Origin of the sequence: Thiohalospira halophila DSM 15071, assembly GCF_900112605.1 — a bacterium.
Taxonomy (GTDB): domain Bacteria; phylum Pseudomonadota; class Gammaproteobacteria; order Thiohalospirales; family Thiohalospiraceae; genus Thiohalospira; species Thiohalospira halophila.
On sequence record NZ_FOMJ01000003.1, the window covers coordinates 1 to 21,938 of the forward strand.

Below are 21,938 nucleotides of genomic sequence, written 5' to 3' on the forward strand. Positions count from 1 at the left end.
GACGCAGCGGCTCCGGCAGCAGGGTGTGCTCATCAGCATGGATGGCCGTGGCCGGGCGCTGGACAATGTCTTCGTGGAGCGGCTGTGGCGGACCGTGAAGTACGAGGACATCTACCTGCGGGGCTACGAGACGCCCGCCGAGCTGGAAGCCGGCCTGCACCGCTACTTCCGCTTCTACAACGAGCAGCGGCCGCATAGTGCCCTTGACCGCCGAACCCCGGCCGAGGTCCACTGGACCTCTCAGCCGGACCCATGAACCCGATGGAGAGGCCTCCGGTCTTTACTTCTCAGCGCCCCTCCGTGGTCCAGCGATCGGGGTCCACCCCAGTGGCCTACAACGAGATCGGGATCGAGCGGGGCATACGAAAGGTGGACCGCCTCAAAGCCGGTGAACCCGACTCGAAGACCGTCCACCGTTCGGTGAAGCAGCTACACGCCGACCTACCCGCCGAGATCGAAGCCGCCCAGGAACACACCCAGGAGGTCCTCGCGGAGGCACGCGAGCAGGCTGACGTAGCCCGGACCGAGGCCGCTGACGCCGAAGCGGAACGAGAGCGGGCCCGAGAACGGGCCGACGAGGCCCAAGCCGAACTCCAGGCCCTCGAAGAGAAGATCGCCAAGAACGAACGCCTCGAATCCCGGGCGCGGGAACAGGCAGAAAAGGCCGAGGCCGAAGGTGGCGAGCGGGCGGCCAGGGCCCGCAAGAAGGAACGCACCTACCAAAAGCGTGCCGAGAAGGCGCGGGCCCGGTACGACGAGATCATGGCCGAACCGCCCCTTCCAGAGCCGAGAAGGGAGAAAATCGTCACCCAGGACCGGGGAGCATTCCGGCAGCCAGAGACAAAACTCGTGAGGGTCTATCCGGCCAGACAAATCGAGCAGTACACCGCGCACACCGACATGCTGCGCAAGAAGACCGAGGACAATAACCGGGCGTTGCGGAAGCGCCTCAAAACCCTGGAAGACGCCACCAATAAGTGGCCGCACGCCGGGCCAGACACCGAGGTTTCCTGGTCGGCTGAAAAGGCCCTGACGGCACGGCAAGAGCACCGTTACGGCGTCATCTGCTCAACGCAGGACAACGAGATCGCCGTACCGCCGCAGAACGCCACCCCAAAGCAAGTGGCGGCGGCGATCTACCGTCACGGAAAGGAGCAGGGATGGCCCTCGCTGGTATTGGACGCTGACACCAATGTTCAGCGGGAAGTCCTCAGGGTGGCGAAGGAAGATGGCCGTTTGGAGTGGGTGCAGGGCGTGAGAGCCGAAATCCGGAAGGATTTTGACCCAATCCCGGCCACGACCGGCGAACCGGCCGTCGCTAATACACAGCGCCCAATACAGCACGAAGACCTTGAACCACCGACCGCACCGACTTCCCCTTAAGGAATCAATGATTCAGCCGGTTCTGGTTCCACAGAAGGCCGAATTCCATCGCTGTCGGTTGGCCGATGGTCGGACGCGGGCCGTTTTCGCCCCTCGTCCGAGGACGAGTGACCGCCTCAATGTAAAGACCCCTTGGCTTCCACACTCCCCACCGCCCAAAAACTTGGCACTCAGCCGCTTCGGGACCGCGTAGCCGTTCCAGCGTCGCGAGAAAGCGAATTGTTCGGCGTCTACGACGCCCGTATAAACTCCGAATCCCACCAGCGCTTACACAACCTTGGCGCTCTCGGCGCCCACTTTTTCACTGGTTCAATGTCCGGCGCACGCGCATAATACTCCTGTTTCAGGGAAGTCAACCCGTCTAGACCACGCATATTGCTTAGCTCCCATTCCTCGGCGGCGTAGTACTCCCACGCAGGAACATCAAAGCCCATATTTTGAAGGGCATGCTTAAATTGGCCGTTGTTCAGGAGAGATGGATACGCATCATCATTATTCATGCCTACAAAGTTCCAGCCTAGAATCCAATACGGAAAGCACTCATTGACCCCATCGAAGACTCTCACGAATGCGCGTTGCACTGCATCTATATATGCCGCAGTTCCGGCATCATCCAACTCCTTGTATAAGGAATGATCGCGTCTCTTACGGTGGGTCACTTCATTTCTCAGTTCAAGAAATTGCAGGATAACTTCACAGTCGCCCTCATCGATGACGGCGTCCGAGATTCTACGTGGCCACTTCTCAATTTTCTCACGAAGGGCTGTATATCTGATCTTGTTAGATATGCTCTGCTCTAGCTTCCCTTCCTGCTCCAGCACATTCCGCATTCTGGTGTTCAGAAAGGCCTCAATTGCACACCCACCAAATAGCAGACATGCACTCACATGGTGATATCGCATAATATCGTTTGTGGCAGAGATCGATAAGCTGTGCTCTTGGTACATGGAAGAATAGCTTTGCCACACGTCATCTACGTTCCATCGCCATACGCCATCCGTCGACATTTAGTTCCCCACGTTACTCGCCGAACGCCCGAAAAACTTGCGGCCATGTAATAACGGCGCAACCAAAATGAAAACGCCGTCGCTGTGCCTGCGTTTGTTATTCATTGTTCGAATGCATAACCCAACCCATAACCCGCAGCGGAAAAGCGGCCGGCTCCAGCCCTTAATTGTGTAATGAATCACCGGGCGACCCGCATTGCCATGTGCTCATTAATAGCAAGGTCGCAGTACACTTTATTCCTTTGAGATACGGAGGGGGTACCTAAAACGAGGATGTACGCCCCAGCAAGGCCCTCTTCATCTTCGATGCCGTATCGGTCATACAACGGGGTAACTAAATGCTCGTCCAAACAAAAACTGATCGCATCTCGACCTCCGCTATTTAGCCAAAGCGTGCCGTCGTGTCCCCTTCTTGCGTCAGACAACATTCCCCAATAACCGCGAAACTGACCTTCATGATCAGTGGTCACTTCCAGCAGCGGAACAAAGAAGTCTCTTACTAAGATTTCAGGACAGCCTTCGATTTCTAGGATTTGGTCAGACTGCCTAAATTCCGGCATCTCAATCAGGTTTCGTAGCAACGAACTAAGCCGGCGCTGCATCCTTGCCTGAGGCCTACCGCCTTCTTCGCCGTATCTTCCTCGCCTATCTCTATTTTGAGGGAGCCCGTCTTCCTCCCGAACAACTGGTTGGCGTGCCGCGCCATAATTGAGATCAACTACAATCCGATTGCCTGGGTTCAAAAGTTGCTCTTGGTCTTCCCCTCGACCGTCCGCATTAGGATCATATTCAGGCGCTGCTAATTCGCAGTTAGGTGCGTGAGGGCGAGCACCAAAGCATGCCGCTCTACCGCCACGAGATGCTTTTCTGAAAAAGGCTGGGCCACCACATTCCGAACACTGAAGAAACTGGCGTTTCCGAGCTAACTCTTCAGGAGGTAGCCTTGCAAAATCGACGGCGGCATAGATCACACCGTCCTCGGTACATCTTGCTGAGTACATATCGCCCTCCTTTTATCTAAAGCCCGCGTTTTCGGCTTCTTTGGCGCGCCAGCGGACAAGCTGGTCGGCCTTAAGAAATTGTTAACGCTCATTCAGTTTTGCCAGCATGTAACTAGCGATTGTCCCTGCCAGCTCGATAGCGGCCGAAAACTCGGCCTCCCCCAATCCCGGGATCCATGGCCGACCATGGCCCGTACCTTCCTTATTTCTGAGACGATTGACTCCGAGAGCCGCTTGGTACATACCCCGTTCCATCATACGTTGCGGTGGCTCGGTTGAACATGGAGCGTCTTCCGGCGTAGCCAAACCGAGAACCACAAACGCTTGTCCCAGCAATGCGGGGAAGTTCGCCTGCTGTGGGTATTCGCCGTATTTGGTGTTCAGTACGTGTGCAGCCGTCGCCTCGAGGAGGTCTTTACCTGTCCCGGAAACTAATGCTGCGTCGTGTGAACCTTTTTGGGCTCGCCGCGCATATCCCAGCAATGCCTCGGTGAGCTCCCTTCCTCGCAGAGATTCGAGATTCTTGGCGCGAAGTGAACCATCCATCGAAAGAACGAACCCTTCGGACTCAAATGCATCTATCGCGTGCCGAACAGATTCCGAGCCTATGTAGTTCTCCGATGAATCACGAAACCCGCCTGACGCGCGAATCTTGGAAATCAACGCCTCAATCAACTTGGCACCAGCCTCGGGGTCATTATCAATCGCCCAGGATAAGACCGCTCGCACACGCTTGGCCTTGCCGACTGTTTGCCCCTGTGACTTTGGATCGCCATCTTTCAAACCGAAACGCCCAATATAGAACTCTAGGTCCGAATGGCTCGGTTCTCGATACCCGTCAATCTGTGAGTCGTCGACCATTTTGCTGACGGCCGCGACAATCAGATCGTTTATTGGCACTAACACTTAGATATCTCCAGCATTTTCGCTAACGCCTTGGGTAAGCTGCCAGCGTGGAACGCAGCGTAGTCCCGATCGGCTTGACCCACTTGTTAAGGCCTTTGATATTTGCTTGGCGTTTTTGGGTTGAGCAAACGCAAATATTTCTTGTATACCCAACCTTCTCTATGGATATCCTCGAGATGGTCATAGAATTCCACTTTGATCCATTTTTGCTTTTGTTCCATTAGCCTGACCTTCTGATTTGGGTATAGAATATCTATCACTTGATGTTTGGTAGAGGGCCCTTCGCGAAAATTTACGTTTGCCTTAACTATATAAAAAGATGAGTTCTGTTCCTCTCTGGTCGCCACTTCATACTTCTCAACTATTGTCGATTCAAGTCGATCTAGCCTTTCCATCAAGTCGTCATCGGCTTCATTTGAATCAATGCTCTGCATCAAAAAGATAGTGAGAGTAATAACTAGAGTTAAATAAAACTCTAAACTCAAAGTTGTTTTGGACGATGACGCCTTTTCTTCGATCTCATTGATCGAACTCTCTAGCGAACCAGAGGCATTGGCGTCTGCGTATTCTCGTAAAATCTGAGAATAAATATCTGATAAGTTTTCGTGCTGGAGAGCGGAGATGTTTCTGGCAATTTCAGATGCTTGCCGGGAAGCTTTCAGAAGGTCGGGGTTCTTAAGAACCTCTTGATTCAATGCCTTTGCGAATGTGTCCCACTTTTTCTGAATTTCCAGAGATTGACTCCGAACTGGAGCCAATCGGTCATTCAGGTTCTTCGCAATATTCGCGTACGGCTCAATTCGCCTATTCCATTCATTTATGGCTTTCACGGTAGGCGCAAAGTGCCTATTGAAAGCCTTATTAACTTTCTCAATGTCTTTAACAGAAGAATTGAAACGGAATTGATTATTCAACGCCTTTCCTATAGATAATGGACTGCTATCAATCGGGTCGTGTCCATGTAGCCTTAATATTCCGCTTCACCCGACCGCAAGAGCGGACCGATGACGCATGACCGACGCAACTATCCCGCGCCGCGCTTGTTGATCGTGGTGCATCGTGTGTTAGGCACTTGGCAGACTCCAGATCGTTACCTCGTCCCCGTAGAGCCCGGCTCTGCGCCGCTGAAGGTTAGCCCGTGGATCGAAAAAATCCTCATGGAGTGGGCAGCGAAACCGGGCGTGGCTACTTCGACGTATCCCTAGGCGCTCGGCACCCTGCTTTTCGTCGGTCAGGGGAGACTCGCTATCGGGCTGGACTGGCGGCCCGATTTGGTCAGGGAAGTTTTCCTTGAAAGGGGCTCTACGGAGAGCCTGGACGTTCCGGGGGAAATTGGCCCAGCGGCGCGCATAGCTGTGGGCCAAGGGGTCGGTGCCAAACTGTTGCCTCGCCGCTGAGGCTCTCGAGGCAGGGAATGGGAGGAATAGCACTAAGAGCCCGCTCGGTCTTCTGGTCCTAGGGCTGCAAGCTGGTTCCATGAAAGTGTCCGTCCGTGACCCGTACCCGCATGAACACGCGAGTGATCGATAGGATCACGTTATCGGCTCGTTTCCTGGGCCGCAACAGGGGACTCTTGTCCAAAAGGCCTGATGGGCCACCAAAGCGGATGCACGGACGCGAGGGTTTTGAGGGCTAGGGGGGGCACGGGCAGGCGCAAGAAACCGCACACATAGCCTTTACGTCCGTGTGTGGTACTGGGCAAGAGCCGGGGTTTGCACCACGGCCTCTGGGCTGGCCGTATGGCAATCCGCAAAAGGGGGGTCGACGACGCTAGGTCCAGTTACTAGACAGATCGAGCCCCAAACCACCTCCGCGCTCTGAATGCCAAGACTCAGACGGGTAGCTTCCATCGAAGGGGATTGGACAGGCAGGAATGAAAAATCAGTGAGTTACGTTATGGCTAGCGATGCTGAAAAGTGTGGGACTCAGCGTGGGACTCGCTCTTTGAAGACTGTAACTCACTGCTTTTCAAGAAAAAGTGGCGGAGAGAGAGGGATTCGAACCCTCGAAGGGGGTGACCCCTTACTCCCTTAGCAGGGGAGCGCCTTCAGCCACTCGGCCATCTCTCCGGCGTCCGCAGGGCAACGATTGCCGCCCCTGAGGAATCGACAACTATACCGCCCCACCTGCGGGGGCGTCAAAAGGGGCGAGCCTCTCAGGCGGGCGTGCCGCCCTGGCCCGGCTCTTCGTCCTCGTCCTGGATCCGGTCGTAGATCTCTTCCCGGTGGACGGTGACATCCTTGGGCGCATTGATGCCCAGGCGGACCTGGTTGCCCTTGACGCCCAGCACGGTGACCGTGATGTCGTCGCCGATGATCAGGGTCTCTCCGACCCGTCGAGTCAGAATCAGCATGGTTTTCGCTCCGGTTGAACCATTATTGTAGTAATCTTTCGTTTCCCCGCACGGCCATCCAGGACCGTGCTTCCCCAGTGGCGCTCGTACAGCGCCCTAACCGGCGGCGGTTGCCGCCTCCTCCAGATTGAAGGCCTGGTGCAGGGCGCGCACGCCGAGCTCCAGGTACTTCTCGTCGATGACCACGGAGATCTTGATCTCGGAGGTCGCGATCATCTGGATATTGATCCCCTCGTCGGCCAGGGCCCGGAACATGGTCCCGGCGATACCGGCGTGGGAGCGCATGCCGACCCCCACCAGGGAGACCTTCACGATGCGGTCGTCCCCGGCCACCTCGCGGGCGCCGAATTCCTCGGCCAGCGCCTGGAGGATCTCGACCACGCGCTGGTAGTCATTGCGGTGAACGGTGAAGGTGAAGTCCGTGGTGCCGCCGTCGGCGCCCACGTTCTGGATGATCATGTCCACCTCGATGTTGGCATCCCCGATGGGGCCGAGGATGCGCGAGGCGATGCCGGGGGTGTCCGGCACGCCGCGGATGGTCACCTTGGCCTCGTCCCGGTTGAAGGCGATGCCGGAGATCACCGGTTGTTCCATGTCGTTGTCCCCTTCGTCGACCGTGATGAGGGTACCGGGCCCCTCCTGAAAGCTGGAGAGGACGCGCAGCGGCACGCTGTACTTGCCGGCGAACTCCACGGCGCGGATCTGGAGCACCTTGGAGCCGAGGCTGGCCATCTCCAGCATCTCCTCGAAGGTGATGCGTTCCAGCCGGCGCGCCCCGGGCACCACCCGCGGATCCGTAGTGTAGACGCCATCCACGTCCGTAAAGATCTGGCACTCGTCCGCCTTCAGCGCCGCGGCCAGGGCCACCGCCGTGGTATCCGATCCGCCGCGCCCCAGGGTGGTGATGGAGCCGGCCTCGTCGATGCCCTGGAAGCCGGCCACGACCACCACCCGGCCGTGACCGAGGTCGGACCGCACGTGCTCGCCGTCGATATCCAGGATCCGCGCCTTGTTGTAGGCGCTGTCGGTGAGGATCCGCACCTGGGAACCAGTATAGGAGCGCGCTTCGCATTCGCGCCGCTCCAGTGCCATGGCGAGCAACGCGATGGTCACCTGTTCACCAGTCGCGAGCAGGACGTCCAGCTCGCGACCGTTGGCTTCCGGGTCGACGCGCCCGGCCAGCTCGACCAGGCGGTTGGTCTCCCCGGACATGGCCGAGACCACGACGACGACGTCGTCCCCGGCCCGCCGCCGGGCACAGACCTGGTCAGCCACCGCCTCGATGCGTTCGGGGGTACCGACGGAGGTCCCGCCATATTTCTGAACGATCAACGCCATAGGAGCGATCTCACCGATTAGGGCGCGGCAGAGCCCCGCGCCAAAGGGGCGCAATTAAACACGAATCAAGGAGATGGTTAAAGGGGTAGGACAATCCCTACAGCCGATGACCACCCGGGAATAGGCCCCGAGGTGGCCGTCTGCGGCCTATCCGAGCTGCTCGGCCACCCAGGGGCGGACGCTGTCCAGGGCCTCGCCCAGCGCCTCGGGCTGGCTGCCGCCGGCCTGGGCGAAGTCGGCGCGACCGCCGCCCTTGCCACCTACCCGGGCGGCCACGTGGTTGACCAGCTCCCCGGCGGCGATGCGGTCGGTGAGGTCCTCGGTGACCCCGGCGGCCAGGTTGACCTTGCCGTCGCCGGGGACACCCAGGACGATGACCCCGGAGCCGAGCTTCTGCTTGAGCTGATCCACGGTGGAGCGCAGCGCCTTGGGGTCGGCGCCCTCCATCCGGGCGGCCAGGACCTTGATGCCGTCCATCTCCTGGGCCTGATCGGCGAGATCCGCCCCCTGGCTGGAGGCAAGCTTGGCCTGGAGGCGCTCGGTCTCCTTCTCGGCGGCGCGCAGCCGCTCCTGGAGCTGGTCCACGCGCGCCTCGACACCGTCGCGGTCGGTCTTCAGCTTCTCGGCCAGCCGGCCCAGAGCCGCCTCGGCCCCCTCCAGCCGGCGGAAGGCCGCCTCGCCGGTGACCGCCTCGATGCGCCGGACGCCGGCGGAGACGCCGCCCTCCTCGACGACCTTGAACAGGCCGATGTCCCCGGTACGGGCCACGTGGGTGCCGCCGCAGAGCTCCACGGAGAAGTCGTCCTCGCCCATGGAGAGCACCCGGACGGTGTCACCGTACTTCTCGCCGAAGAGCGCCACGGCCCCCATCTTCCGCGCCTCGTCCATGCTGGTCACCCGGGTGTGGACCGGGGTGTTGGCCCGGATCTGGCCGTTGACCATGGTCTCGATGGCCGCGACCTCGTCGGCGCTCAGCGGCGCCTCGTGGGAGAAGTCGAAGCGCAGCCGCTCCGGCTCCACCAGGGAACCCTTCTGCTGGACGTGGTCGCCGAGGATCCGGCGCAGGGCGGCGTGCAGGAGGTGGGTGGCGGAGTGGTTGTGGGCGGTGCTCGCCCGCCGCTCGCCGGTGACGCCGGCGCGGACGGTGTCGCCCACCGCCAGGTGGCCCAGATTCAGGGTGCCGATGTGGACGTGGGCGTTGCCGGCCTTCTGGGTGTCGCGGACCTCGAAACGGCCGTCACCGCTGGTGAGCGCGCCGGTGTCCCCCACCTGGCCGCCGGACTCGCCGTAGAAGGGGGTCCGGTCCAGGACCACAGCGCCCTCGTCGCCGGCCTCCAGCCGCTCCACCGGCTCGCTGCCGCGGAAGAGCGCCACCACGGTGCCCTCCGCCTCCAGGGCGTCGTAGCCCAGGAACTCGGTCTCCGCGTCGGTGTGGATGCCGGCGTGGTAGTCCACGCCGAACTGGCCGGCGGCCCGGGCGCGCTCGCGCTGGGCCTCCATGTGCTGCTCGAAGCCGGCCATGTCCACGCCCACGCCGCGCTCCCGGGCGATGTCGGCGGTCAGATCCGCGGGGAAACCGTAGGTATCGTAGAGGCGGAAGATCACCCCGCCGTCGAGCTGATCGTCCTGGAGGTTGGCGAAGGCCTCCTCGAGGTGCTTCATACCGGCGTCCAGGGTCTCGGCGAAGCGCTGCTCCTCCTTCTCCAGGATGCGCGCCACGCGGTCGGCCTGCTCGGCGAGTTCGGGGTAGGCCTCGCCCATCTCCTCCACCAGCGGCTGCACCATCCGGTGGAAGAAGGGCTCACGAGTGCCGAGTTGGAAGCCGTGGCGGATGGCGCGGCGGATGATCCGGCGCAGGACGTAGCCGCGCCCCTCGTTGGAGGGCAGCACGCCGTCGACGATGAGGAAGGCCACCGACCGGATGTGGTCGGCGATGACCTTGAGATGGCTGTTGTCGCGATCGAAATCGACCCCGGCGGCCAGCGCCGCCGCCTCCATGAGGTGGCGGAAGAGGTCGATGTCGTAGTTGGACTGGTTCCCCTGCAGCACCGCGGCCAGCCGCTCCAGCCCCATGCCGGTATCCACCGAGGGGTGGGGCAGCTCGCTCATGGTGCCGTCGGCCTGGCGGTCGTACTGCATGAAGACCAGGTTCCAGATCTCCACGTAGCGGTCGCCGTCCTCCTCCGGCGTGCCCGGCGGGCCGCCGGGGACCTCGGGGCCGTGGTCGTAGAAGATCTCCGAGCAGGGGCCGCAGGGGCCGGTATCGCCCATGGACCAGAAGTTGTCGTCGCCGTCGATGCGCGAGAAGCGCGCCGGGTCCACGCCGATCTCGTCCAGCCAGATCCGGGCGGCCTCGTCGTCGTCGACGTAGACGGTCACCCAGAGCCGCTCCGGCGACAGGCCGTAGGGGCCGGTGAGCAGGTCCCAGGCGTAGCGGATGGCGTCGCGCTTGAAGTAGTCGCCGAAGCTGAAGTTGCCCAGCATCTCGAAGAAGGTGTGGTGCCGGGCGGTGTAGCCGACATTCTCGAGATCGTTGTGCTTGCCGCCGGCGCGCACGCAGCGCTGGGAGGAGACGGCGCGGTGGTAGTCGCGCTTCTCGTGGCCCAGGAAGGTCTCCTTGAACTGGACCATGCCGGCGTTGACGAAGAGCAGCGTCGGGTCGTTCTCCGGCACCAGCGGGCTGGAGGGGACGACCTGGTGGCCGCGCTCGGCGAAGAAGTCCAGAAAGGTCTGGCGGATGTCGGCGCTTCTCATGCGGTTATCCCGTACTGCGAATTCAGTCGTCGTCCTCGCCCACCACCCGGCGGACCTGCTCGGCGGTAAAACCGCGCTGCTGCAGAAAGCGCATGCGCCTGGCCCGCTCGCGATAGTCGGCCGGGGGTTCGGCGTTGCCGAAGCGGTGCTGGTAGGCCGCGCGGGCCTGCTCCACCCAGTCCACCGCCTCGAGATGGGGATCGGCCAGGGCCGGTTCCACCCCGCGCTGGCGCAGCTCGGCACCGATCTTCATCGGCCCCTGGCCCCGCTCCACGCGGCTGTTCACGAAGGCCTCGGCGAAGCGCTCGTCGCTGACCAGGCGCTCCTCGGCCAGCTCGGCGACCACAGCGTCGGCGATCGCCGGTTCGTGGTCACGCTGCTCCATTCGTGCGCGGAGTTCGGCAACGGCGTACTCACGCCGAGCGAGCAGGCGGATGGCCACCTCCCGCGCCGCGGCGTGGTCGTCGGCGCTCACTCGTCGGCCTTCTCCGTCCCGCTCGCGGCCTCGGCCTCGCCCTCGCCCGCCTCACCAGAGCCGGCCTTGCCGGGGAGCAGGCGGGCACGGATGGCATTCTCGATCTCGGCGGCGGTCTCGGGGTGGTCCTTGAGGAACTGCCGGGCGTTGTCCTTGCCCTGGCCGATGCGCTCGCCGTTGTAGGAGTACCAGGCGCCGGACTTCTCCACCAGCCCCTCCTTGGCGCCCATGTCGATGATCTCGCCCTCGCGGGAGATCCCCTCGCCGTAGAGGATGTCGAACTCCGCCTGCTTGAAGGGCGGGGCCACCTTGTTCTTGACCACCTTCACCCGGGTCTCGTTGCCCGTGACCTCGTCGCCCTTCTTGATGGAACCGATGCGACGGATATCCATGCGGACCGAGGAGTAGAACTTCAGGGCGTTGCCGCCGGTGGTGGTCTCGGGGGAGCCGAACATCACCCCGATCTTCATGCGGATCTGGTTGATGAAGATGACCTGGGTGTTGGAGCGCTTGATGTTGGCGGTGAGCTTGCGCAGTGCCTGGGACATCAGGCGCGCCTGCAGGCCCACGTGGGAGTCGCCCATCTCGCCCTCGATCTCCGCCTTGGGCGTGAGCGCCGCCACGGAGTCCACGACGACGACATCCACCGCCGAGGAGCGCACCAGCATGTCGGCGATCTCCAGCGCCTGCTCACCGGTGTCGGGCTGGGAGACCAGGAGGTCGTCCACGTCCACGCCCACCTTGCGGGCATAGTCGGGGTCCAGGGCGTGCTCGGCATCGATAAAGGCGGCGGTGCCACCGGCCTTCTGCGCCTCGGCCACCACGTGCAGGGTCAGGGTGGTCTTGCCCGAGGACTCCGGGCCGTAGATCTCCACCACCCGGCCCCGCGGCAGGCCGCCAGCGCCCAGGGCCACGTCCAGCCCCAGGGAGCCGGTGGAGATGGCCGGCACGTCCTTGACGGCCTCGGCGTCGCCCATGCGCATCACCGAGCCCTTGCCGAACTGCTTCTCGATCTGGCCCAGCGCCGAGTCCAGCGCCTGCTTCTTGTTCTCGTCCATAACCGCGATACCCCGCCTGCTGTGCGGCCCGGCTCCCTGCCAGTGCCCGTGTTTGACTTGCTACCGATTATCCCACAGATGGCCGCTGCGGGCCTAGGCCGGGAAGGCCGTGTTCGCCAGTGGCCAGCGGGCCAGCTCGCGGTAGACCGCGCCCCTGGAATCCCGACGAGAGGCCATCAGCGAGAAGGCCGTCGCCTTCCAGGGGACAGCCTCGGGGAGTTCGGTGGTATCCCGTGCCGGCGCCTTGCGGGCCACCGTCACGTGGGGGCGATAGGGACGTTCATCGGCAGCGAGGCCGCAGGCCAGGGCCGCCGCCTCGCTGGCGGCGTTGAGGGCGGTGAGGTGGGTCGGGATGGCCGACGGCGCCAGCCAGGCAACACCGGGCCCGCGCCAGCTCCCCTGGCGGTCCAGGGTCAAGGCAAAGGGCGCCACGCGGATCCGGGCGGCGGCCCGCTCCAGGCAGGCGCGCCCGTCGGGCTCCACGGTGCCCAGGAAGCGCAGGGTCAGGTGCCAGTTCTGCCGGGGCATGGGGCGGCCACCGGGCCCGCCGGCGGCCTCCAGGGCGCGGTGGATGGCGTCGCGCTCCGCCTCCCCCGGGACCAGGGCGAAGAAGAGCCGTTCGCTCATGCCGGGACCCGGGCCAGCAGCCCCTCCAGGGCGACGGCCACGGTCTGCCGGCGGACGGCCTCTCGATCCCCGGCGAAGTCGTGGCAGGCGGTCGCCACCCCCGCCGGCCCGGCCCAGGCCAGCCAGACCCGCCCCACCGGCTTCTCCGGCGTGCCGCCCCCGGGACCGGCGATGCCGGAGGTGGCGCAGGCGAGGTCCGCCCCCGCCCACTCCCGAACGCCGGCGGCCATGGCGTGGACCACCGGTTCGGAGACGGCACCGAAGCGTTCCAGGTCGTCGGCCGGCACGCCCAGCAGTCGCTCCTTGGCCGTGTTGGCGTAGGTAACCAGGGCGGTGTCGAGCCAGCCGGACGAGCCAGGGATATCGGTGATGGCCTTGGCGATCCAGCCGCCGGTACAGGACTCGGCGGCGGTCACCCGCCAGCCGGCGGCGGCCAGGCGCTCGCCCAGGCACCGCGCCAGCCCCGCCAGCTCCGAATCCAGCGGTCCATGCACTTCTTCCATCGCCGCGTCTTCCTCCTGTCTATTCGAGGATCCGGTCGATCCGGCAGCCGATGCGATGGCCCTCGCCCTCCGGCTCCACGCGCACCACGGTGGCCTCGGCGTGGAGCGGGCTCACGCCGGGCCGGCTGGGGAGGACCCGGACCTCCAGGGTCTCGCCCTCGGCCAGCTCGCGCTCAGCATAAAAGGAGACGCCGGTGGCGCTGAGATCCCGGCCGCGTCCCTGCTCCATGGTGGCTGACCCCTCCGGGCGGAACTCCACCTCGCAATCCACCTCCATGCGGATGAAATCGCGCTTCTCCGAGTGTCCTCGTCCCAGCACCTTCCTGCCCTCCTCCGGATGCCAGTTTTCCCCGTTCGGGGCGCTTGGCAGAATCCTCGCCCATCCACCGCCCGACGTCCACTGACCGGTTTACCGAAAGGTCAGGCAGCACTACGATTTCAATACCCGGTTCATCAGGAGTCGTACTCCCATTTCCCGCTCCGACCCCGAACAGGCCCGGCTGGAAATACAGCCGGCCGACCATCGCCTTCAACTGAGCGGCCCCTGGCGAGCCACGGCCCTCGCCGATGCGGCCCGTGAGGCGGCGCAATGGGCGCCGGAGCCGGGCGAGTGGACCCTGGATCTGGGCGGGATCACTGCGCTGGACACCGCCGGAGCGGCCCTCATCCACCAGCTCCGGACGCATCTGGCCGAGCAGGGCGGTACTTCGGTGATCGCAGAGGCCGGCGACCTTCGCCAGCAGCTCCTGGACCTGGTGGATGAGACCCCTCCAGCCCCGAAGCCGGCCCGACGGCGATTCCGGCCCATCTCCCGGCTGGGGGAACGGGCCCTGGATCACGTCGGTGCCGGAAGGGCGCTGCTCGCCTTCCTCGGGGCCGTCGCCCTGGCCGCTCTGCCGGCCCTGCGCCACCCGAGGCAGCTGCAGCCGACGGCCATCAGCGACGAGATGGTCCGGGCCGGTGTCCAGGCCCTGCCCATCACCGGGCTGCTCGCCTTCCTCGTGGGCATCGTCGTCGCCTACCAGGGTGGGGCCGTCCTGGCCCCCTACGGCGCCACCACCTTCATGGTCGAGCTGGTGGGCAACGTCCAGCTCCGGGAGCTCGGCCCCATCCTGGTGGCCGTCATCGTCGCCGGGCGCACCGGCTCGGCCTACGCCGCAGAGCTGGGCACCATGCGGGTAACCGGCGAGATCGACGCCCTGCGAACCATGGGGGTCAATCCGCTCCACGCCCTCGTCCTCCCCCGCCTCATCGCGCTGATGGTCGTGCTGCCCCTGGTAACGTTATGGGCAGACGCGGCCGGCCTGGCAGGCGGCATCCTGACTGCGGGGCTACTCTTCGGGCTGGAACCGGCGGTCTTCATCGCCCGGATGCCGGAGGCGATCTGGAACAGCAGCCTCTGGCTGGGCCTGATCAAGGCCCCCGTCTTCGCCATGCTGGTCGCGATCACGGGCTGCCACCACGGCCTGCAGGTCCGCGGCAGCGCCGCCGAGGTGGGGCGGGCGACCACCGTCGCGGTCGTCCAGGCCATCTTCCTGGTCATCGTCACCGATGCCCTCTTCTCGGTGGCCTTCCAGCAACTGGATCTCTAGGGAGGGAGTGTGACGACACCCGTCATCGAACTGCACGGCCTGATCAACCGCCTGGGCGGGGCCACCATCCACGACGGGCTGGATCTGCGCGTGGAGCCGGGGGAGTTCATGGCCGTGGTCGGCGGCAGCGGCTCCGGCAAGACAGTACTGCTGCGCTCCCTGGCCCTGCTCCATCGGCCGACCGCCGGCTCCCTGCGGCTGTTCGGGGAGACCGTCGCCGATCCCGAGACCGCCGCGCCCTCTCTTCGCCAGCGCATGGGTGTACTCTTTCAGGGCGGGGCGCTGTTCAGCGATCTCAGCGTCACCGAGAACGTCCTGCGCCCCCTACGCGAGCACACCCGGCTCCCCGAGGATCTCCTCCAGGAGGTCGCCGCCATCAAGCTCCACCTGGCCGGGCTGGACCCGGCCGTGGGCCCGCAGCCGCCCCGCTCCCTCTCCGGTGGCATGGTCAAGCGGGCCGCCCTGGCTCGTGCCCTGGCCCTGGATCCGGAGCTGCTCCTGCTGGACGAGCCCACGGCCGGCCTGGACCCGGTGGCCGCGGCCCACTTCGACGCCGTCATCAATCGCCTGCGCTACCTGCTGGGCCTCACCGTGGTGGTGGTCACCCACGACACCGACTCCATCCACGCCATCGCCGACCGCGTCGCCTTCCTGGGCAACCAGCGGATCCTGGCCGTGGACACTCCCGCCGCCCTGCGCGAGCATGCCCGGCCGGAGATCCGACGCTTCTTCGCCGAACGGGCGGCCATTACCGAGGAGGAATTCCCGTGGAAGCGCGCCTGAACCACCTCATCGCCGGGATCTTCGTCCTCGTCTTCGGCGCCGCTACCCTCGTCGCCGGCGTCTGGCTGGCTGCCGATCGCGATCCCGCCGAATATCGCACCTATCGCCTCTACATCGAGACCACCGCACAAGGACTGGCGCGCAACGCCGCCGTCACCTACCGCGGCATCGAGGTGGGGCGAGTGGACCGCATCGACATCGACCCCGACAACCCGGCACGCGTCCGGGCCGACCTGCGGGTCCGCCGGGACGTCCCCGTCCGCAGCGGCACCACGGCCACCCTGCGCAGCCAGGGGCTGACCGGCGGCGCCACCCTGGCCATCTCCGGCCCGGAGCCCGGCGCCCCGGCCCTGACGGTCCCCGCCGGCGAGCCCTATCCGGTCATCCCCTTCGAACCCTCCTTCTGGAGCCAGCTGGACCGGGAGGCGGAGAAGACCCTGGGTGCCTTCCGGGGGCTGATGGCGGACCTCCGCGCGGTGGTCAACGAGGAAAACCGTGCCGCCCTGGGCGACTCCCTGGCCCACCTGGAGACCGCAACGGCCGCCCTGGCGGACAGCGACGACGACCTGCGCGAGGGGATCCGTGCCGGTCGGGAGCTCCTGGAGGGCAGCGCCCGCACCCTCCCGTCCACCCTGGAGCGGATCCGCGATGGCGCCTCCGCTGCCGAGCGCGCCGGGGGAGCCGTCGAGGAACTAGCCGCCAGCGGGGAGGCGGGCCTGGACCGGCTGGAGGGGCGCTCGCTGCCACGGCTGGAGGCGCTCACCCGGGAGCTGCAACGCCTGGCCGAGGACCTGGGGCGCCTCTCCCGACAGCTCGAGGACGACCCGGCCGGCCTCCTCCACGGCCGCCGCGACAATGGGAGCTAATCCGTGCGCCTGATCACCCTTGCCCTGACCCTCTCGCTCCTCACCGCCTGCTCAATCTTCCCCGAGCCGGCCCCGCCGTCGGTGGACCACGACCTCACCCCCGCCGCCGGCGAGGCCCGACCGGATCCCGACGGGCCGGTGGTCACGGTCACCGCCGATGCCGCCCCGGCCGCCGCCGGCCGCGACCTGCTCCGCCGCGAGGACACCGCCCTGGTCCCCCTGACCGGCCACCGCTGGGTGGAGCCCCCGGCCCGCCTGCTGGCCGATACCGTGGCCCGGCGCCTGGAGGAGCGCGGCGCCGTCCGCGCCGCACTGGTCGGCACCACGGGCGCCCGGCCGGGCCGGCATCTGGAACTGCGCCTGCTGGCCCTGGAACAGGCCGGCCCCGGGGAGCCGGTCACCCTGGCCCTCACCGCCCGGCTACTGACCGCCGACGGTACCCTGCTGGACAGCCGCCGGCTGCGCCTCACCGAGGCGGTGGACGGGCCGGGCGGTCGCGCCCACGCCGCCGCAGCCCGAGGGGCAGTGGACCGCGCCGCCAACCAACTAGCCGAGATGGTCGACTCCCTCGAATAGGGCGCGGAACCGAACGACGAGCTGGAAGCTCGGGTGGGGGTGGGGTCTGTCAGGTCCTCGACGGCAGGGATGCCGGAAAAGGCCCGGCGTGCGGTGCGAGTCCCTGCTGCCAGGTCGTCGGCAGCAGGGATGCTGCCGTCGAGCCGACAGGGACGTCTTCACGGCGTACCTGGCAGCCGGGACTCGTGCCGCACGCCCCCGGAATCAACAACAGGGAATTGGCGCCCCCGCGCCGACGGGCGGTAGACTCCGCGCCATGGCCGACGCGACCGCTCCCCAGCACACCCCCCTCATGCGCCAGTACCTCGGCATCAAGGCCGAGCACCCCGACATCCTGGTCTTCTTCCGCATGGGGGACTTCTACGAACTCTTCTACGAGGATGCCCGGCGCGCCGCCGAGCTCCTGGACATCACCCTCACCGTCCGCGGCGAATCCGCCGGTGAGCCCATCCCCATGTCCGGCGTACCGGTGCACGCCGTGGAGGCCTACCTGGCGCGCCTCATTCGCAAGGGCGAATCGGTGGCCATCTGCGAACAGATCGGCGACCCGGCCACCGCCAAGGGGCCGGTGGAGCGCCAGGTGGTCCGGGTGGTCACCCCGGGCACCGTGAGCGACGAGGCCCTGCTGGAGGAGCGCCGCGACCAGCTCGTGGCCGCCCTGGCCCCCGACGGCGACGGCTGGGGCCTGGCCTGGGCCGACGTCAGCGGCGGCCGCCTGGCGGTGATGTCCCTCGACGACGCCGAGGCGGCGGAGGCCGAACTGGCCCGGCTGCGGCCGGCGGAACTCCTCCTGCCGGAGACCATCGATGCCGGACCGGCCAGCGGCCACCACGCCCTGAGACGGCGCGGCGACTGGCTCTTCGACCCCGCCGAGGCCGCCCGGCAGCTGGCCGAACAGCTGGGCAGCCGCGACCTGGCCGGCTACGGCCTGGCCGACCCCGGGGCGGAGACCGGCGCCGCCGGGGCCGTCCTCGACTACCTCCGCCACACCCAGCGCGGCAGCCTCCCGCACCTGCGTACCCTCACCGTGGAGGACCGCTCCGAGGCGGTGCTCATCGACGCCGCCTCCCGGCGCAACCTGGAGATCGAGCAGAGCCTGGCCGGCGACGACCGCCACACCCTCGCCGCCCTGCTGGATACCAGCATCACGCCCATGGGCGGCCGCCTCCTGCGCCGCTGGCTCCACCGCCCCCTGCGCGACCACGCCGCCGTGGCCGAGCGCCAGGCGGCGGTGGCGGCCCTGCTGGAGGGAGGCAACTACCTGCCGGTGCGCGAGGCCCTGGCCGAGGTGGGCGACATGGAGCGGATCCTCACCCGGGTGGCCCTGCGTTCCGCCCGCCCCCGGGACCTGGTCCGGCTGGGCCACGCCCTGGCCGCCCTCCCCGGGCTGCGCGCGGCGGCCAGCGCCGCCGGGGCCGACCTCATCCACGCCCAGGTGGAGGAGCTGGCCGACTTCTCCGAGCTGGCGACCACCCTGGGCTCCGCCCTGGCGGAACCGCCACCGGCCTGGCTCCGCGACGGCGGCGCCATCGCCGCCGGCTACGACACCGAGCTCGACGAGCTGCGCCGCCTCACCGAGGATGCCGACGGCTTCCTGGCCGAGCTGGAGGCCGACGAGCGCGAGCGCACCGGCATCCCCAACCTGCGCCTGCGCCACAACCGCGTCCACGGCTACGCCATCGAGGTGCCGCGCTCGGCCAGCGACCGCGTCCCCGCCGACTACACCCGGCGCCAGACCCTGAAGGCGGTGGAGCGCTACGTCACCGACGAACTGGAGGCCTTCGAATCCCGCGTGGTCTCCGCCCGGGAGCGGGGTTCGGCCCGGGAGCGCGCCCTCTACGAGGGGCTGCTGGATCTCATCAACGAACAGCTTCCCGCGCTGCAGGCAGCGGCCGCGGCCGTCGCCACCCTGGACGCCCTGACTACCCTGGCCGAACGCGCCGAGACCCTGGGCTGGAGCCGGCCGGCGCTGGTGGAGACCCCGGGGCTGTGGCTGGATGCCGGGCGCCACCCGGTGGTGGAGCAGGCCCAGGCCGAGCCCTTCGTCGCCAACGACCTGGCCCTGGGCGGCGACCAGCGCATGCTGGTGGTCACCGGCCCCAACATGGGCGGCAAGTCCACCTGGATGCGCCAGGCCGCGCTCATCGCCCTGCTGGCCCACGCCGGCTCCTACATCCCCGCCGAGGCCGCCCGGATCGGCCCGCTGGACCGGATCTTCACCCGCATCGGCGCCAGCGACGACCTCGCCTCCGGCCGCTCCACCTTCATGGTGGAGATGACCGAGACGGCCAACATCCTCCACCACGCCACCGACCGCTCCCTGGTGCTGCTGGACGAGATCGGCCGCGGCACCTCCACCTTCGACGGCCTGGCCCTGGCCTCGGCGGTGGCGGAGGAGCTGGCCCGGCGCGGGGCGCTGACGCTGTTCGCCACCCACTACTTCGAGCTCACCGCCCTGGCCGAGCAGCTCCCGGGGGCGGCCAATGTCCACGTCCGCGCCCGGGAGCACGGCGATTCGGTGATCTTCCTCCACCGCGTGGAGACGGGGCCGGCCAGCCGCAGCTACGGCCTCCAGGTCGCCGCCCTGGCGGGCCTTCCCGACCCCGTGCTGCGCGCCGCCCGCCAGCGCCTGCACGAGCTGGAGGCGCGCACCGCGCCGGCGGACCCGGCCCAGCCCGACCTTTTCGCCGAACCGGCGCCACCGTCCGCACCGGAACCGGCCCCCGTCCCGGAGCCGCCCCACCCCGCCGTGGAGGCACTGCGCGAGGTGGACCCCGACGAACTGACCCCGCGCGCGGCGCTGGACCTGGTCTACCGGCTGCGGCGGGAGGTGGAATAGGGCCTTACCCGGGCCGGGGACTCCTCCAGCGGCTACAGGCCGGAGGGGTGGGCCGGTGTCAGGACCCTCGACGGCAGGGATGCCGTCGTGGAGGCTACAGGGACGTATGTACGCCGTGTCCTGACACCGGCCCGCCCCTCCGGCCTCCTTCCCCGACCGCCTGCGCGAATCCCTCACCGAACAGCACGACCGCCCGCCGGCGTGCTATGATCCGTGCCATTGCAACAGGCGTCGGGAAGAGAAGACCGGCCCCTTCCCGGTTGATCCCGCCCCCGCGAACCATTACAACGCCCCGAGTTCACAAGGAGTCCCCCCAATGACCTACGTCGTCACCGAAAACTGCATCGCCTGCAAGTACACCGACTGCGTCGACGTCTGCCCGGTGGACTGCTTCCACGAGGGACCCAACTTCCTCGCCATCGACCCCGACGAGTGCATCGACTGCACCCTGTGCGAGCCCGAGTGCCCCGCGGAGGCCATCTTCGCCGAGGACGAGATCCCCGATGGCCAGGAGGACTTCCTGGAGCTCAACGCCGAGCTCGCGGCAAACTGGCCGGTCATCAACGAGAAGAAGGATCCCCTCCCGGAGGCGGAGGAGTACGACGGCAAGGAAGGCAAGCGCGAGCTCCTCAAGCGCTGATCCCCTCCCGGGCGGCGGTCCGCGCCGCCGCCATCGACTTCCCGCATCCGGCCGGGAGTGCCAATATACCCCCTTCGATATCCGGCGATCCGACGCAGGGGGGAGTCATGGGTAATTTCCGGGAGACAGCCAGGCGATTTCTGCAGGAGGTCGCCTGGGACTGCCTGAGCGCCCGGCACCACAGCCGCACCTTCGACTACTACCGGGCCGACCGGCTCATCCTCCGTTCTCGCTTCTTCGCCCTGCTCCTCGGGGTCGCCACGCCGCTGTGGCTGTTTGCCGATATCTGGCTGCTCCCCGCCGGCTATCTGGAACCCATGGTCATCCTGCGGCTGATGGCGGGTGCCCTGTTGCTGGCCCTGGTCTGGGTCGTGCCCAAGCCGAACCTGTTCGGCGCCCGTGCCCATATCCTGATGCTGGTGGGGATCCCACTGCTATTCCACGTGGCCTCCCAGGGGCTGCTCGGGCCGACCTACTCCAACCCGGCCCTCATCGGCTACACCACCCTGCCGCTCTTCCTGGTGGTGATGCTGGCGCTCTTTCCCCTGACCCTCATGGAGGGGCTGGGGATCACGGCCCTGCTGGTGGGCGCCGTGGTCGTCCAGCACGCGGCCCAGGGCGTCATCGGCGAACTGGGGGTGCTCGGCCTCTTCTGGGACCTAGCGCTGCTCACCGGCTTCTCCCTGCTGGCCCAGGGCATCCACCTGCACATGCTCATGCTGGTCCACCGCCAGGCCACCCACGACCCCCTCACCGGCCTGCTCAACCGTGGCGGCCTCTTCCGCCGCCTGGAGCAGGGGGTTACCCAGGAGGAGTGGCCGGATACCGCGACGGTCCTCATCATCGATCTGGACCGCTTCAAGACCATTAATGACCGCCATGGCCATCCGGTGGGAGACGAGGTCCTGCGCCACCTCAGCACCATCCTGGAAGAACATCTGGGCCCGCAGGACCTGGCCGGACGCATCGGCGGCGAGGAGTTCGTCATCGTCGGCCATCCCGATGCAGGGGGCACTGTTCGGGAACGGGCGGATATCCTGCGCCAGGCCATCGCCGACCACCCGGCTCCTACCAGTGCCGGCCCCCTCACCATCACGGCCAGCATCGGCGTTGCCCGGTGGGAGTCCGGCCGGCGCGTCGAGGAGGTCATCGCCGAGGCCGACGAGGCGCTCTACGCCGCCAAGGAAGGTGGTCGCGACCTGGTTGTCGAGCCTGCCTCCTGAGCCGCTCCCGGGGT

21 protein-coding genes and 1 tRNA gene are annotated in these 21,938 nt (G+C 66.3%); 9 read left to right on the top strand and 13 right to left on the bottom strand.

What is annotated here, in order from left to right; genetic code table 11:
- Positions 1-256 (top strand): integrase core domain-containing protein (locus BM272_RS05505; protein ID WP_143613171.1); only part of this gene is annotated, 256 nt, incomplete at its 5' end.
- A 71-nt stretch (positions 257-327) separates the two neighbouring features.
- Positions 328-1,383 carry a hypothetical protein gene (locus tag BM272_RS05510; protein WP_143613174.1) on the top strand — a complete coding sequence of 352 codons (1,056 nt, stop codon included), beginning with the start codon at positions 328-330 and terminating at the stop codon, positions 1,381-1,383.
- Positions 1,384-1,613: 230 nt separating this feature from the next.
- On the opposite strand, the gene BM272_RS13530 is transcribed toward BM272_RS05510, so the two are convergent.
- The 13 genes from BM272_RS13530 to BM272_RS05565 form a co-directional block, all read right to left on the bottom strand.
- On the bottom strand, positions 1,614-2,204 hold the full coding sequence (locus BM272_RS13530; RefSeq protein WP_143613176.1) for a hypothetical protein: 591 nt from the start codon (positions 2,202-2,204) through the stop codon (positions 1,614-1,616).
- A 365-nt stretch (positions 2,205-2,569) separates the two neighbouring features.
- Positions 2,570-3,361, bottom strand: coding sequence for a hypothetical protein (locus tag BM272_RS13535; RefSeq protein ID WP_143613178.1), 792 nt, complete (start codon positions 3,359-3,361; stop codon positions 2,570-2,572).
- 111 nt (positions 3,362-3,472) lie between these two features.
- A complete protein-coding gene (locus BM272_RS05515; protein ID WP_093427996.1) occupies positions 3,473-4,252 on the bottom strand; it encodes an abortive infection family protein in 780 nt (259 codons plus the stop codon).
- A 131-nt stretch (positions 4,253-4,383) separates the two neighbouring features.
- Positions 4,384-5,211 (bottom strand): SH3 domain-containing protein, encoded by an 828-nt coding sequence (locus BM272_RS13540; protein ID WP_143613180.1) that lies wholly within the window; start codon positions 5,209-5,211, stop codon positions 4,384-4,386.
- A 1,065-nt stretch (positions 5,212-6,276) separates the two neighbouring features.
- A tRNA-Ser gene (locus BM272_RS05525) sits at positions 6,277-6,366 on the bottom strand.
- Positions 6,367-6,452: 86 nt separating this feature from the next.
- Positions 6,453-6,650, bottom strand: coding sequence for a carbon storage regulator CsrA (csrA, locus tag BM272_RS05530; protein ID WP_093427780.1), 198 nt, complete (start codon positions 6,648-6,650; stop codon positions 6,453-6,455).
- 96 nt (positions 6,651-6,746) lie between these two features.
- The gene (locus BM272_RS05535) at positions 6,747-7,988 is read right to left on the bottom strand and encodes an aspartate kinase (protein WP_093427781.1); all 1,242 of its coding nucleotides are present in this window, start codon (positions 7,986-7,988) and stop codon (positions 6,747-6,749) included.
- Between the two features lie 147 nt (positions 7,989-8,135).
- Positions 8,136-10,742, bottom strand: a complete 2,607-nt coding sequence (gene alaS, locus BM272_RS05540; protein WP_093427782.1) for an alanine--tRNA ligase — start codon at positions 10,740-10,742, stop codon at positions 8,136-8,138.
- 22 nt (positions 10,743-10,764) lie between these two features.
- A complete protein-coding gene (locus BM272_RS05545; RefSeq protein WP_240308040.1) occupies positions 10,765-11,217 on the bottom strand; it encodes a regulatory protein RecX in 453 nt (150 codons plus the stop codon).
- A complete protein-coding gene (recA, locus tag BM272_RS05550) occupies positions 11,214-12,275 on the bottom strand; it encodes a recombinase RecA (RefSeq protein WP_093427783.1) in 1,062 nt (353 codons plus the stop codon). Before recA ends, BM272_RS05545 begins: the two co-directional genes overlap by 4 nt.
- Positions 12,276-12,368: 93 nt before the next feature.
- Complete coding sequence (gene thpR, locus BM272_RS05555) at positions 12,369-12,902, bottom strand: RNA 2',3'-cyclic phosphodiesterase (RefSeq protein ID WP_093427784.1); 534 nt, start codon at positions 12,900-12,902, stop codon at positions 12,369-12,371.
- Positions 12,899-13,405: a CinA family protein gene (locus BM272_RS05560; protein ID WP_093427785.1), complete on the bottom strand. Its 507-nt coding sequence runs from the start codon at positions 13,403-13,405 to the stop codon at positions 12,899-12,901. Before BM272_RS05560 ends, thpR begins: the two co-directional genes overlap by 4 nt.
- Before the next feature lie 19 nt (positions 13,406-13,424).
- Positions 13,425-13,724 (bottom strand): PilZ domain-containing protein, encoded by a 300-nt coding sequence (locus BM272_RS05565; protein WP_093427786.1) that lies wholly within the window; start codon positions 13,722-13,724, stop codon positions 13,425-13,427.
- 214 nt (positions 13,725-13,938) lie between these two features.
- Here BM272_RS05565 and BM272_RS05570 point away from each other — a divergent pair, with 214 nt between their 5' ends.
- The 7 genes from BM272_RS05570 (at position 13,939) to BM272_RS05600 (ending at position 21,924) form a co-directional block, all read left to right on the top strand.
- Positions 13,939-14,997, top strand: a complete 1,059-nt coding sequence (locus tag BM272_RS05570; protein WP_275886930.1) for an ABC transporter permease — start codon at positions 13,939-13,941, stop codon at positions 14,995-14,997.
- Between the two features lie 9 nt (positions 14,998-15,006).
- Positions 15,007-15,780 carry an ABC transporter ATP-binding protein gene (locus tag BM272_RS05575; protein WP_093427788.1) on the top strand — a complete coding sequence of 258 codons (774 nt, stop codon included), beginning with the start codon at positions 15,007-15,009 and terminating at the stop codon, positions 15,778-15,780.
- Positions 15,765-16,646: an MlaD family protein gene (locus tag BM272_RS05580; protein WP_159433028.1), complete on the top strand. Its 882-nt coding sequence runs from the start codon at positions 15,765-15,767 to the stop codon at positions 16,644-16,646. The genes BM272_RS05575 and BM272_RS05580 overlap by 16 nt, the downstream gene beginning before the upstream one ends.
- Before the next feature lie 3 nt (positions 16,647-16,649).
- Positions 16,650-17,222, top strand: a complete 573-nt coding sequence (locus BM272_RS05585) for an ABC-type transport auxiliary lipoprotein family protein (RefSeq protein WP_093427789.1) — start codon at positions 16,650-16,652, stop codon at positions 17,220-17,222.
- Positions 17,223-17,478: 256 nt separating this feature from the next.
- A complete protein-coding gene (gene mutS / locus BM272_RS05590) occupies positions 17,479-20,061 on the top strand; it encodes a DNA mismatch repair protein MutS (RefSeq protein WP_093427790.1) in 2,583 nt (860 codons plus the stop codon).
- Between the two features lie 316 nt (positions 20,062-20,377).
- Positions 20,378-20,701: a ferredoxin FdxA gene (gene fdxA, locus BM272_RS05595; protein WP_093427791.1), complete on the top strand. Its 324-nt coding sequence runs from the start codon at positions 20,378-20,380 to the stop codon at positions 20,699-20,701.
- Positions 20,702-20,808: 107 nt separating this feature from the next.
- The gene (locus BM272_RS05600; RefSeq protein WP_093427792.1) at positions 20,809-21,924 is read left to right on the top strand and encodes a GGDEF domain-containing protein; all 1,116 of its coding nucleotides are present in this window, start codon (positions 20,809-20,811) and stop codon (positions 21,922-21,924) included.
- Positions 21,925-21,938 lie beyond the last annotated feature (14 nt).

Excerpts from the sequence above, each read along its gene's own strand:
- BM272_RS05515 (WP_093427996.1), bottom strand. The coding sequence starts at position 4,252 with ATGGTCGACGACTCACAGATTGACGGGTATCGAGAACCGAGCCATTCG.
- csrA (WP_093427780.1), bottom strand. The coding sequence starts at position 6,650 with ATGCTGATTCTGACTCGACGGGTCGGAGAGACCCTGATCATCGGCGAC.
- BM272_RS05535 (WP_093427781.1), bottom strand. The coding sequence starts at position 7,988 with ATGGCGTTGATCGTTCAGAAATATGGCGGGACCTCCGTCGGTACCCCC.
- alaS (WP_093427782.1), bottom strand. The coding sequence starts at position 10,742 with ATGAGAAGCGCCGACATCCGCCAGACCTTTCTGGACTTCTTCGCCGAG.
- recA (WP_093427783.1), bottom strand. The coding sequence starts at position 12,275 with ATGGACGAGAACAAGAAGCAGGCGCTGGACTCGGCGCTGGGCCAGATC.
- thpR (WP_093427784.1), bottom strand. The coding sequence starts at position 12,902 with ATGAGCGAACGGCTCTTCTTCGCCCTGGTCCCGGGGGAGGCGGAGCGC.
- BM272_RS05560 (WP_093427785.1), bottom strand. The coding sequence starts at position 13,405 with ATGGAAGAAGTGCATGGACCGCTGGATTCGGAGCTGGCGGGGCTGGCG.
- mutS (WP_093427790.1), top strand. The coding sequence starts at position 17,479 with ATGGCCGACGCGACCGCTCCCCAGCACACCCCCCTCATGCGCCAGTAC.
- fdxA (WP_093427791.1), top strand. The coding sequence starts at position 20,378 with ATGACCTACGTCGTCACCGAAAACTGCATCGCCTGCAAGTACACCGAC.
- BM272_RS05600 (WP_093427792.1), top strand. The coding sequence starts at position 20,809 with ATGGGTAATTTCCGGGAGACAGCCAGGCGATTTCTGCAGGAGGTCGCC.